This window comes from Aquabacterium sp., from assembly GCF_004297345.1.
GTDB lineage: Bacteria > Pseudomonadota > Gammaproteobacteria > Burkholderiales > Burkholderiaceae_C > Aquabacterium.
Genome location: NZ_SCTN01000016.1, coordinates 1 through 12,311, shown reverse-complemented (window position 1 = coordinate 12,311; position 12,311 = coordinate 1). Strand labels below are relative to the sequence as shown.

The 12,311-nt window shown below is 63.0% G+C and carries 11 protein-coding genes and 1 pseudogene; 7 read left to right on the top strand and 5 right to left on the bottom strand.

The genetic code is table 11. The features are described from left to right. Positions 1-151, bottom strand: a pseudogene (locus EPO09_RS00465) (multifunctional CCA tRNA nucleotidyl transferase/2'3'-cyclic phosphodiesterase/2'nucleotidase/phosphatase); the annotation flags it as partial. A 147-nt stretch (positions 152-298) separates the two neighbouring features. Between EPO09_RS00465 and EPO09_RS00460 the strand changes: the two are divergent. Continuing rightward, positions 299-724 carry an FxDxF family PEP-CTERM protein gene (locus EPO09_RS00460; RefSeq protein ID WP_290639104.1) on the top strand — a complete coding sequence of 142 codons (426 nt, stop codon included), beginning with the start codon at positions 299-301 and terminating at the stop codon, positions 722-724. Between the two features lie 25 nt (positions 725-749). Here EPO09_RS00460 and rsmA read toward each other — a convergent pair whose 3' ends face one another. Genes rsmA through EPO09_RS00445 form a run of 3 tightly spaced genes read right to left on the bottom strand, consistent with a single transcriptional unit; the run spans position 750 to position 5,551 of the window. After that, positions 750-1,589, bottom strand: a complete 840-nt coding sequence (rsmA, locus tag EPO09_RS00455) for a 16S rRNA (adenine(1518)-N(6)/adenine(1519)-N(6))-dimethyltransferase RsmA (RefSeq protein ID WP_290639102.1) — start codon at positions 1,587-1,589, stop codon at positions 750-752. Further along, entirely contained in the window at positions 1,579-3,009 is a 1,431-nt protein-coding gene (locus EPO09_RS00450; protein WP_290639100.1) for a peptidylprolyl isomerase, read from the bottom strand. The genes rsmA and EPO09_RS00450 overlap by 11 nt, the downstream gene beginning before the upstream one ends. After that, complete coding sequence (locus EPO09_RS00445) at positions 3,002-5,551, bottom strand: LPS assembly protein LptD (RefSeq protein ID WP_290639098.1); 2,550 nt, start codon at positions 5,549-5,551, stop codon at positions 3,002-3,004. The genes EPO09_RS00450 and EPO09_RS00445 overlap by 8 nt, the downstream gene beginning before the upstream one ends. A 179-nt stretch (positions 5,552-5,730) precedes the next feature. Here EPO09_RS00445 and EPO09_RS00440 point away from each other — a divergent pair, with 179 nt between their 5' ends. The 3 genes from EPO09_RS00440 (at position 5,731) to EPO09_RS00430 (ending at position 9,226) form a co-directional block, all read left to right on the top strand. Then, positions 5,731-6,849 carry a phosphotransferase gene (locus tag EPO09_RS00440; RefSeq protein WP_290639096.1) on the top strand — a complete coding sequence of 373 codons (1,119 nt, stop codon included), beginning with the start codon at positions 5,731-5,733 and terminating at the stop codon, positions 6,847-6,849. A 59-nt stretch (positions 6,850-6,908) separates the two neighbouring features. Next, on the top strand, positions 6,909-8,453 hold the full coding sequence (locus EPO09_RS00435; RefSeq protein WP_290639094.1) for a DEAD/DEAH box helicase: 1,545 nt from the start codon (positions 6,909-6,911) through the stop codon (positions 8,451-8,453). Between the two features lie 152 nt (positions 8,454-8,605). After that, positions 8,606-9,226: a PEP-CTERM sorting domain-containing protein gene (locus EPO09_RS00430; RefSeq protein ID WP_290639092.1), complete on the top strand. Its 621-nt coding sequence runs from the start codon at positions 8,606-8,608 to the stop codon at positions 9,224-9,226. A 66-nt stretch (positions 9,227-9,292) separates the two neighbouring features. Here EPO09_RS00430 and EPO09_RS00425 read toward each other — a convergent pair whose 3' ends face one another. After that, positions 9,293-10,285, bottom strand: coding sequence for an AraC family transcriptional regulator (locus tag EPO09_RS00425; RefSeq protein ID WP_290639090.1), 993 nt, complete (start codon positions 10,283-10,285; stop codon positions 9,293-9,295). Positions 10,286-10,494: 209 nt separating this feature from the next. Between EPO09_RS00425 and EPO09_RS00420 the strand changes: the two genes are divergently transcribed. The 3 genes from EPO09_RS00420 to EPO09_RS00410 all read left to right on the top strand — a co-directional run. Continuing rightward, on the top strand, positions 10,495-11,688 hold the full coding sequence (locus tag EPO09_RS00420) for an alkane 1-monooxygenase (protein WP_290639088.1): 1,194 nt from the start codon (positions 10,495-10,497) through the stop codon (positions 11,686-11,688). A gap of 61 nt (positions 11,689-11,749) precedes the next feature. Continuing rightward, on the top strand, positions 11,750-11,920 hold the full coding sequence (locus tag EPO09_RS00415) for a rubredoxin (protein WP_290639086.1): 171 nt from the start codon (positions 11,750-11,752) through the stop codon (positions 11,918-11,920). 47 nt (positions 11,921-11,967) lie between these two features. Continuing rightward, the coding region (locus tag EPO09_RS00410) for a sigma factor (RefSeq protein ID WP_290639084.1) at positions 11,968-12,311 on the top strand (344 nt) is incomplete at its 3' end.

Here is a 12,311-nt window from a genome sequence, read left to right as displayed (position 1 = left end):
TTCCGATCTCGGGGAAGTCCTTGCCCACGGGCATGAAGCCTTGCTTGCTCATGGCCTCTGGTGTCGCGCCCACGACCACCCAGTCGTGATCACCGCTGGTGCGGCCAAGCAGCCGGTCGCGCACGGCGCCGCCAACAAGGTAGGTTTTCATGCAGTGAGTTTAGTGAGCTTTATGGTGCGGTGCAGCGTAGCTGGACGCTGCGAAGTGCGGTGGTCGTGCTGTTGTGGTGCAAAACCAAGGGTAAACGCTGGTACGTAACGTGCATGACTGCTTGCGTAGTCATTTTTGGAGCGTGTCATGAAACGTACAGCAGTGTGGATGGCTCTGGCCCTTTCAGTTCTGGCGACGGGCGCCCGTGCCGAAGATGTGGACGGCAGCTTTGTCAGCTCGTCGTCAACCTACCTGACGGGCTTTGCGTCCGATGCGGGCTTGTTGACCGGCTCGGTGATGTCGTCGTTCACGGGCAAGGCCGGTTACGACATCTTCAAGGTGCTCGTGGATGGCAACAGCGTGCCGGATCTTCTGCCAGGCTTGAACGACTATTACGCGTTCTCCGCGCCTGTGCTGGCCGGCTTTCACACCATTGCGGTGTTTGGAAAGTCTTATGGCGGCAGCTTCGTAGGCAGCTACGGTGTGGCGACAGTACCGGAACCTGAATCGCTGGCCTTGGCCTTGGCTGGGCTGGGCATTGTGGCGGGTGTTGCCCGCCGTCGCATGCCCTGATCTGCTCAGGCCGAGGCCAACAGGCTCAGTTGCCGCTGGCAGACTTCAGCGCTGCCAGCGCGACAAACTCGCTGACCGGCACTTCTTCCGCGCGGCGTTGCAGATCGAAATCGGTCTGCAAGCCGTGCTCGTCAATCCAGGCGCCCAGCGTGTTGCGCAAGATCTTGCGGCGTTGCGAGAAGGCGAGCGCCACCATGCTCTCAAGCACTTGCGGATCCACCTTGGGTGGCTCAGCCAGGGGCACCATGCGCACCACAGCAGAGTCCACCTTCGGTGGCGGATCGAAGGATTCCGGCGGCACGTCCACAACGCATTCCATGTCGTAACGCCACTGCAACATCACGCTCAGGCGGCCGAAGTCCTTGCTGCCTGGTGAGGCCACCATGCGGTCTACCACTTCTTTTTGCAGCATGAAGTGCTGATCTTCCACTTGTGATGCCCAGGGCAGCAGGTGAAAGAGGATGGGGCTGGAGATGTTGTAGGGCAGGTTGCCGATCACGCGCAGCTTCTGTCCGCGTTCCTGGGCGATCTGGCCGAAGTCCACCTTGAGCACGTCGGATTCGATAACGGTCAGCTCGGTGCGCTTGCGCAGTCGGGCCGCCAGGTCGCGGTCCAGTTCGATCACGGTGAGGTGTTCGCTGCGCTCGACCACGGGATTGGTCAGCGCCCCCAGGCCGGGTCCGATCTCGATCAGAGTCTGACCAGGTTTGGGCGAGATGGCCCGCACGATCTCGTCAATCACACCCAGATCGACCAGAAAGTTCTGGCCGAAGCGTTTGCGGGCGATGTGGCCGCCGCCGCCTTGCACGGGGCGCTTGCCGCCGGGGCGGTGCGCGGGCTTGGAAGAGGGGCGATCAGGGCGCATCACGCATCTCGATATAGGCTGCGGCACGCAGTTCGCGGGCCCACTCTTCATACGTGGGTTCGAAGCGGCGTTCACGCAGCACTGAGCGGGCGGCTTCGCGCTGCTGTTGTTCGGTCAACTGCACTTCTCGGCGTTCGATCAGCTGGATCAGGTGCACGCCGTAGCGGCTGACCACGGGCTCCGAGATCTGGCCAGGTTGCAAGGCCGTGAGCGCTTTTTCGAACTCGGGCACGAACTGGCCAGGCGCTGCCCAACCCAGGTCGCCGCCACGTGCGCCGCTGCCGTCTTCCGAGTACTGGCGCGCCATCTGGGCAAAGCTGGTCTGGCCGCCCACGATCTGCTTGCGGATATCGTTCATGCGGTCGATCTGCTCGCGGGCAGGTACCTGCGGATTGGTGCGCAGCAGGATGTGGCGGGCGCGCTGTTGTGTGTAGGTGGCCTGAGCGCTGTTTTCCCGCTCGATCAGCTTGACGATGTGAAAGCCCGCGTTGGAGCGCATCACCGGTGCCACTTGCCCGACCTTGAGTTTGGATGCGGCGACCACGAACAGTTCTGGCAGGCGGCTGACGGGGCGCAGCCCCAGGGCGCCACCTTGGTCCTTGGTGTTCGTATCTGCCGAGTTGTCCTTGGCTAGTTGCGCGAAGTTGGCGCCTTGGGCTGCGCGTTCCTGAATGGCCTGGGCTTTGGTTTGCAGGGCGGCCAGTTGCACTTGCGTGGCCTTTTCAGGAACAGCGATCAGGATGTGAGCCACATTCAGAGAGATCTCCGCCTGCGCAGCCGGGTCTTCCTTCATGAAGGTCGTCAACTCTTCTTCGGTGATCTGGATGCGGCTGTTGACTTCGCGCTCGCGCAAGCGTTGCAGCAGCAACTGTTCGCGCAAGCTGTTGCGGTAGCGCTGGAAGTCCAGGCCGTCAGCCTGCATGCGTTTGCGCAGGTCTTCCAGAGTCAACTGGTTTTGCGCGGCGATGTTCTCGATGGACGCGTCGATTTCCTGGTCAGAGATGTCCATGCCGATGGTGCGAGCTTGAGAAAGCTGCACCTTTTCATCGATCAGCGCATCCAGCACTTGCTGGCGCAGGTCTTCCGGTGGCGGCAGTCGCGAGCCAGCCGGTGCCGTATCGGTGATGCGGGCCACGCGCTTGTCCACATCCGTGTGGGTGATGGGCTCCTGGTTGACCACGGCCAGGATGTAGTCCGTCGTGGTCTGCATGCCTTCGATCTTGAGTTCGGTGCTCAAGCTGCGGTTGCCCGGAATGCGCGGCGTGACGGCAGGCGAGGCCTTGAACTGAGCCCAGGCAGGCGCGACCGTGCCGACCAGCAGGCTCAGGCAAATGCCATGTACCAGGGCGCTCAAGGCCTTGGCGCGCACAGGGCGGTGTGTGCGTGCAGCGCTGCGTGTCGAGGGGGTGTGATCAGTCATCTGTCGTAATGGGCGAAGAACCGGTTGAAGCCGTCGTGGTGCTGTCATCGTGCAGCAGTCGATAGCCGGGGATATTGTCCCTCAAGGTGCGCAGAGGGTTGGAGCCCAGGCTGATGCGCGACAGGCCGGCGAGTTCCAGCTGGAACATCAGGCGGGTGGAGGCCTGGGCGCGGCCCACGGACACCCGTTCGGCCACCACGCGGCCAATCCAGCAGCCAGCGTCGTATTCAAAGCCGATGAGGGAGTCGGTCAGGCGGTTGTCTCGCAAGCTGTAGCTCATGCGGCCCACGCTGTACCAGGTGCCGCCGCAGGCGTTGCCATTGATGGGGCGGCGGCCAGAGAGGTTGAGCGGGTCATTGAGTGCTTCGTTGCGCACCTGGGCCGTGGTGGACGGCACGCTCCCTGCCAGAGGCCATTGCCAGCCCAGATCCAGTTGTTCGCTGGCATCGCGGGTGTAGCGGTAGGCTGCGCCAACCGTGCGCCAGGGGCCGGGCGAGTAGCGCACGCCCATCAGGCCGCGCGACATGGCGTGGTTCTGGGCGTTGAACTGCGCCGAGCCGTCCAGGTTCCAGTTGGGAATCACCGAGGTTGAGCCCAACAGCAGCAGATCGGACAGGCGCTGGGTGATCGGATCCGGGCCATCCGGGTTGACGCGCTGGTCGGCCAGCAGGAGCTTTTGCACCAGACCGACGCGTGCCGCTTCGACACCGGTGTTGTTGTCCAGCAGACGGGATGTCACACCCACGGTGACCTGGTTGGCGTCAGAGATGCGGTCGCTGCCGGTGAAGGCGTTCTCGCTGTAGATGGCGTACTGGTTGAAGTCGCGGGGCGCGCTGTCGAACAGGGGCAGGAAGCTCTGGTCTTTGTAAGGCGTGCGCACGTACTGGATACGCGGCTCCAGGGTCTGGGTCAGGTCACGGCTGAAGACATGCAGCGGCCGCTCCATCACGAGGCCGGATTCCAGGCTGAAGGTAGGCAAGACACGGGATGCGCTGCGGTTGCCGTTGGCCATGGCCTGGTCCATGTCATAACTGGTGCCGTTGAGGCTCAGGCGTGGTGTCAGGCTCAACCCACCCAGGTTGAAGCTCTGGCCGACTTGTCCCACTGCGTGCACGCGGTTGCCAATGGGCTTGTTGGGGTCGGCATTGGTGAAGCGGTTGAACTCGCCCTGCATCGTCCACATCACGCCTGTGTCGTTGCCGCTGCGGCTGCGGATGCCCAGTTGGGGCTCGCGGCGATATGGCGTGTCGATGTTGCTGAGCGTGGGATCCGTCAGAGGGTCTCGGTCACGCAGGGTCTGCCAGCTCTGGACGCCGCCGTACAAGGTGGTCTGGCTGTCGCCCAGGCCCCAGTTGCGCGAGTTCAACTGTCGCTCGATGTTGGCGTGGCTGTCATACAGACGCGGCGTCAGTGTAGGCAGGCCGTGCGGGAAGTCTTTCCAGTAGTCGTCGTCCGAGACGCGCAGCCAGCGCAACTCGTAATTGGTTTGCGACAGCAGGTTGCCGCCATTGAGGTTGCCCTTGTGGGCAAAGTCCACCAGGCCACGCGAGCGCATGGCCACGCGGTCGTCGGGCAGGCCCACCACGTGCAGGGTGCCTTCGTCGTGCGGGGCCAGGTAGCGGTATTCCGCATCCATGCCGGCGCCACGGCGTACCGACAGCGTGGGCGCCAGGGTCAGGTCCTTGTCCGGCGCGATGTTCCAGTAGTAGGGGGCTGACAGCTCGAAGCCGCTTTTGCTGTCGAAATCAAAGCTGGGTGGCAGCCAGCCCGACTTGCGGGCGTCATTGAGCGGGAAGGTCAGCGTTGGTGCGGCCAGGATGGGCACGCCCTTGAACCAGATCACGGCGTTGTCGGCCGTACCCTCGTTGGCATCGAAATCCAGGTAGATGCTGCGTGTTTTGAGCGACCAGTCAGGCTCGCCTGGCGTGCCGTCCGGCAAGTCATCAGGTGTGCAACTGCTGTAGGTGGTTTTGCTGGCTCGCAGGCGATTGGCGCCCAGGAATTCGACCAGATCGGCCTGACCGCCAGCCTTGGTGCGCGCAAACCAGAAATGCGGGCGGATGAATTCACCCTCCAGCGTGTCCAGCTTGAGCATCAACTCCGGGCCACTGAAGATGTTGCTGTTGCGGGTGATCACCACGTGCCCCATGGCCCGGGCGGTGTTGTCGGCCTGCGTGTGGGTCAACTCGTCGGCGCGTACGGTCAGGCCGCCCTGGCGCAGACGCACGGAACCGGTCGCGCGGGTGCGTGAGTCGGCTTCGCCCTCCAGGTTGTCGGCCTCGAAGTACAGCGGCAGCTTGCCGTTGTGCGTGTCGCCTTGAGGGGCGGGCAGGCTGAAGCTCAGGCGCAGCGGGACGGTGCCGCTTGTCGCACCGGGTGCGGCGGTCGTCGGTGCGCCATCGGCTTGTGCCACATCCTGCCAGGCGATCTGCGCTGCCAGCAGGCCGGCCGCCACGGCAATGGGTGTCCAGCGCAGGCGCAAGGCGGCCTTGGCTGGGTGCTGGGGCGTCAATAAGCTGAGGCGGGCCTGTCTGGTGGTCACGGTCACTGGGCTGGGGTTGCGCTTCGGTGTCGCAGTGTGGGGCTGCGGCATGGGCCTTTCATCACAGTGAGCCGGCCTTGCCTAGAATCGGCGCATTATTTCATGTTGCCCGCCTTTCGCCGGCTGTTCTGGGTCAGACCGGTGCATGCGGGCCGGCATTTATCTGGATTGCCTCACTCATGACCAACGTGTCGACTTCCCTTTCTACCGATATCCACTGGGCCGACGCGGCTCGCCAGCAGGCGTTTGCCGCCTGGTTGGCTGCCGTGGCACCCGCGCACGGGCTGAAGCCCGAAACCGTACGCTCGGCCAGCGCGGACGCCAGCTTTCGCCGCTATTTCCGGGTGGATGCAGTGCAAGGCGAGGCCAAGGGCAGCTTCATCATCATGGACGCCCCGCCAGACAAGGAGGACTGCAAACCCTTCGTGGCGGTCGATCGCCTGCTCGATGCCGGCGGCGTCAACGTGCCCCACATCCTGGCCTGGGATGAGCCTCAAGGCTTCATGCTCCTGAGCGACCTGGGCGAGCACACCTTCCTGGCCACCCTGGAGGCCACTGATTACGACCACGCGCCCGCCTCCGCCAACCGCGCCCGCTACCTGGCTGCCATTGATGAACTGGTGCGCCTGCAGGGCGTGGCGAACGGCGAAGGCACCCAGGCCTTGCCGCCGTATGACGACGCCTTGCTGCAGCGTGAACTGGATCTGTTCCCCGAGTGGTACATCGACAAGTTGCGCGGCCAGACCCTGACCGGTCAGCAGCAAACCCAACTGACGCAGGCCTTTGCGCTGATCAAATCGCAGGTCTTGAGCCAGCCCACGGTGTTGGTGCACCGCGATTACCACTCGCGCAATCTGATGGCCGATCCTGCCGACCCGAAGGCGCGCCCGGGCGTGATCGATTTTCAGGATGCGGTGTGGGGCCCCGTTACCTACGACCTGGTTTCCCTGCTGCGAGACGCCTATGTGATCTGGGATGAGGATATCCAACTGGACTACGCCGTGCGCTACTGGGAAAAGGCCCGCAAAGCCGGCCTGCCGCTGTCCGAAGACTTCAGCGATTTCTGGCGTGATTTTGAGTGGATGGGCCTGCAGCGCCACCTCAAGGTGCTGGGCATCTTCGCGCGCCTGGCCCTGCGCGACGGCAAACGCCAGTACTTGGATGACATCCCCCGCGTCTGGACGTACGCCCATCGCGTGGCCTCGCGTTACCAGGGCCTGGGCCCGCTGGCGCATCTGCTGGAACAGTGCGAGGCGGCCCACGGCGGCACCCAGACGCAGGTCGGATACACCTTCTGATTCTTCCCCCTCAATTAAATTGCGCAAAAATGCAGCAACAAGCGGATAATCCGCAACCGATGAATTCGAATACCTCTCTTGCGGCCGAGCTTGCCGATATCGCCGCCGTCCTGCCCGACGCCACTCCTGAAGACCTTCCAGCGCGATTCGACACATTGCCGCTGGATCCTAAACTGCTGCGGGCCATCGACTACCCGACGATGACGCCGATCCAGGCCAAGGCCATCCCCTTGGTGCTGGCTGGCCGTGATGTCATGGGCGCCGCACAGACCGGCACAGGCAAGACGGCTGCCTTCTCTATCCCGCTGCTTCAAAAGATGATGAAGCACGAGAACGCCAGCGTGTCGCCGGCCCGTCACCCTGTGCGTGCCATCGTGTTGGCGCCCACGCGTGAACTGGCCGTACAGGTGGCGGACAACGTCAAGAAGTACGCCAGCAAATCCAATCTGCGTTCGGCCGTCGTGTTCGGTGGCATGAACATGAAAGAGCAGACGCTGGAGCTCAAGGCCGGTGTCGAGGTGCTGATTGCCACCCCGGGCCGCCTGATCGACCACATCGAAGCCAAGAACTGCAACCTGTCGCAAGTCGAGTACGTGGTGCTGGACGAGGCTGACCGCATGCTGGACATCGGCTTCCTGCCCGACCTGCAGCGCATCCTGAGCTACCTGCCCAAGCAGCGCCAGACCCTACTGTTCTCGGCCACCTTTTCGCCCGAGATCAAGAAGCTGGCGCAGAGCTACCTGCAGAACCCGATCCTGGTCGAAGTGGCCCGTCCCAACCAGACGGCCACCAACGTCGAGCAGCGTTTCTACAAGGTCGATGACGACGCCAAGCGCCACGTGATCCGCCAGATCTTGCGCGACCGCGGCATCACGCAAAGCATCGTCTTCGTGAACTCCAAGCTGGGCGCCGCCCGCCTGGCGCGCACGTTCGAGCGCGATGGCCTGCGCACCACCGCCTTGCACGGCGACAAATCGCAAGAAGAGCGCATGAAGGCCCTGGCGGCCTTCAAGGCCGGCGAGATGGACCTGCTCGTGGCCACCGACGTGGCCGCACGTGGCATCGACATCGCCGCCCTGCCTGCCGTGTTCAACTTCGACATCCCCTTCAACGCCGAAGACTATGTGCACCGCATTGGCCGTACCGGTCGCGCTGGCGCCAGCGGTCTGGCCGTGTCGCTTGTGACGGGTTCTGACGCCCGCTTGATGGCCGACATCGAGAAGCTGATCAAGAAGAAGATCGACGTCGAAGCCTTCGAGTTGGACGGTGATCGCCGCGGCGACCGTGGTGACCGTGGCGGCTACCGCCGTGAGCGCTCGGAAGGCGGCGGAGATCGTTCCGAAGGTGGCTTTGGTGCGTCAGCCCGCGAGTCGCGTGAAACACGCGAGCCTGCGCGTGCGCTGCGTCCTGCGCCACGTCGTCAGCCCAGCGATCCCTTCTTTGACAAGCCCTACGAACCGGACCCTTCCGCCGATCCAGTCTGGGAAGACAAGGCAGCGACCGCTACGCCATCGAGCAGCAGCGGCACAGGCCTGTCACGCTTTATCAAACCCAAGCGCAAGGTGGCTGCCTTGTTGGGTGGCAGCGGTACCACTCGCCGCTGAACGGTTGGGGTGGCCCCCCTTGTATGAGGGGTGCGTCATCCCTTGAAAAATGTCGGATGGCACTACCTGTTGGCTGCCTGACGTGGTATTTTTTCCCGATATCTGATTGGCAGCGTCATCTGCTGCCATTTCTTCATTAATCGGGAGATTCCATGCGTCCATTCCAGACTTTGCGTTCCATTGTGGCCGTCGCGGCTGTTGTTGCGGCTTTGCCTGCAAGCGGTTTTGCTGCGACAACCACCACCATCGACTTTGAGGGCAGCAATGCACCGTGCTGCTTCGTCTACACCTCGCCGCTGAGCAATGCTTACGCCGGTCTGGGCGTGAGCTTCAGTGGCGTGGGCGGCACAGGCGGCTCCATCCTGAACCAGAGCGGCGGCTTTGGTTTCAACGCCCGTAGCGGCACGGATTTCCTGGCCTTCAACTCGGGTGTCAATGGCATCTCCGGTGTGGAAGACATCACTTTCAGTGCGCTGCAGTCGGCCGTGTCCCTCTGGGCGGCCAACAGCAATGGCGGCACGATCTCGCTGACGGCTTTCGATCGTCACGGTGCCACGGTGGCCACTTCGACGATCAACTCGTCCAGCGTCTGGCAGCAGTTGTCGGTCAGCGGGTTGGGCATTGCCAGTGTGCGCGTCACGCCTCAGGTCGGCGTGTACGCCGTGGATGACCTGAGCTTCACGGGCGCTGTACCTGAGCCCGAAGCCTATGCCATGGTGTTCGGTGGCCTGGCTGTGCTGGGTATGGTCGCGCGTCGTCGCAAGGCCGTCTGAGCCCCGATCCGATGAGGTCAGCTTTGCGCTGACCGTCGCACAAAGCGACGCTCAAAAGCCGCAGCCTCAAGCTGCGGCTTTTTCATTGGGAGGATCGGTGTCGGTTTGGCCGCGAGGGGTGCCGTGGGTGTCTAGCGCGCTCAGCCTTTGTTGCCGCCAGGCCGAGGGTGAGGCACCGTACTCGCGCTTGAAGGCCTGGCTGAAGGCCGCCTCGGAGGCGTATCCCACCTGATCGGCAATCTTGCTGATCGACAGTCCTGAGTTGGCCAACTGGCGCGCTGCCAGGCGCATGCGGTGGCGCGTCAGGTAAGTCAGGGGTGGTTCGCCCAAGGTCTGGCTGAAGCGGTCAGCAAAGGCCGAGCGTGACAGGCAGGCCTGTTGAGCCAACTCTGGCACCGTCCAGTTGCGACGCGGATCGCGGTGCATATTGGCCAGGGCGTTCGACAGGGCGCGGTCCTTGAGTGCTGCCAGCCAGTTGCCGGAGCCTTCCGGTACCGCTTCGACATAGTCACGGATGCACTCCATGAAGAGGATGTCACCCAGGCGGTTGATGATGGCCTGCTGGGCCGGGCGAGGCGATGACACCTCGTGCGCCAGGAACTGCAAGCCAATGGCCAGCCACACGGGCGGCGCTTCACCCAGGCCGCGCACATGCAGCGTGCTGGGCAGGGCTGCGATCAAGGGGGCGGCCATGTCCACGTCAAAACGCGCGTGACCACTGATCAGATCGCACTTGGGTTCGCCCTGGCCACCGTGCCGCTGCGGCTCCAGTTCGGACTTGGCCATGAAGGGCACCAGATCCTGTGCCACGGCCATGGTTTGTGGCTTGTCCTGGATGCGGTGCATGCAGCCTGCGGGCAGCACAATCAGGTCACCTGTCTGCAGCAGCAGGGGCTCTTCACCTTCGCGGATCAACCAGGCCTGGCCATTGGTGACCATGTGGAAGGCCGCCAGACCCGGCGTCGCCAGATGCCACGCCCATGGCGTGGAATTGTGCGTGGACGCGAACACCACACCGTCAAAGTGCATGTCGTCCAAAATCAGGCTGAGACTGTCCATAGTGGCTCAGAATGCCACGAAAGGCCAACGAAAGCGCATGCCGAAAATCCGGGGTTCAGGTGTCAAACGCCGAGATTGTGCAAACTTTGATGGACCTCGGGTTTTTCCTGATTGGATGCCGGCGTATCGCGATGGCCCTCCGGACTTTTGCCTCTTCCTGATCTAGATCAAATTGATGACACTGGCATCACTTGAAGGAGATTGAAGCGATGTCCAACGCCAGTGTCAGCACGGCCCCCGCACAGAAGTGGGCTGACCCCAAACGGTTCCTGTGGTTGCTCGGCCCTGCCGTGCCCGCCATCGGGATCGCCATGTTGTATGTGTTCATGCAGACCAAGGCCATCTGGACGCTGTGGTTTGTCGTGGGGCTGGTGCACGTGATCCTGCCGATGCTGGACTGGGCCTTCGGTGAAGATGCCGAGAACCCCCCCGACGGCGCCTTGCAAGGCCTGGAAAGTGACCGCTATTACAGCTGGGTGCTGTACGCCTTCGTGCCTTTGCAGTTGGGTGTGACCGTCTTTGGCGCCTGGTTGGCCGTGACATCCGATCTGCCCTGGTACCACGTGGTGGGCCTGGCGCTGAGCGTGGGCATGGTCAATGGCATCGCCATCAACACCTCGCATGAGCTGGGTCACAAGAAGGACAAGCTGGACCGCTGGCTGGCGCGCATCTCGTTGTCGCCCACCTTCTACGGCCACTTCTATGTCGAGCACAACCGTGGTCACCACAAGAACGTGGCCACGCCTGAGGATCCCGCCAGCTCGCGCTTTGGCGAATCCTTCTGGGCCTTCCTGCCGCGTACCGTAATCGGCAGCGTGCGTTCGGCCTGGCACCTCGAAAGCGAACGCCTGGCTCGTCTGGGCAAGGGCGTCTGGAGCGCGGACAACGAGAACCTGCAATCCTGGGGCATGTCGGTGGTGTTGTTTGCCGCTGTGATCGCCGCGCTGGGCTGGGCCGCCTTGCCCTTCCTGATCATCCAGGCCATTTACGGTTTTCACCTGCTCGAAGTGGTGAACTACCTGGAGCACTACGGCCTGTGCCGTCAGAAAAAGGCTGATGGTCGCTATGAGCGCTGCGAGCCCGAGCACTCGTGGAACAGCAACCACATGGTGACCAATCTCTTCCTGTATCACCTGCAGCGCCACAGCGATCACCACGCGAACCCGACTCGCAAGTACCAGGCCCTGCGCCACTTCGAGAACAGCCCGCAATTGCCCTCTGGCTACGCCGGCATGATCACCCTGGCCTACTTCCCGCCCATCTGGTACGCGATCATGAACAAGCGCGTGCTGGCTCACTACAAGGGCGACATGAGCCGCATCAACTGGTATGCGCCACGCCGCGAAGCGCTGATGAAGCGTTACGCCGAAGATGCGCGCCAGCTGGCTGCCCAGAAGGCCTGAGCCCAAGCCTGATTTCGAGATCTGACCGGCGAACCACGCCGGCTACCGAGGAGACCTCCACATGACCTACCGCTGCCCCAACTGCGGCTACGTGTATGACGAAGCCAAAGGCGAGCCCCATGAGGGCTTCAAGCCCGGCACGCCCTGGAAACTGATTCCCGATGAATGGGCCTGCCCCGGCTGCGCGGTACGCGACAAAGTGGACTTTGAGGCTGAAGACGCCGCCGCCTGACCTTGGCTTGACGTTACAGTGGGGGCTGCTTGATCCCGCAGCCCACCATGTCCAGCGACAGCCCTGCATTGATGACTGATCCAGAAGACGAAGCCGACCAGACTGTGTCGGCTTCAGCCGCTTCTGGCCTTGCAGCTCCTGGCGCTGACAGGCAAGGCCTGAACGATCCAGGCTTTCTGGCGGCATTGCGCACCCAGATGATCAAGTTCGCACGCCTGCACCTGGGTGATGGTCATCTGGCTGAAGATGCCGTGCAGGAGGCCCTGGCCGGTGCCTGGACGGGGGCGCAGCGTTTTGCCGGGCGTGCCGCGATCAAGACCTGGGTGTTCGCCATCTTGAAGAACAAGGTTGCTGACCTTTTGCGCCACAAGCAGCGCATGGTGGACGCCAG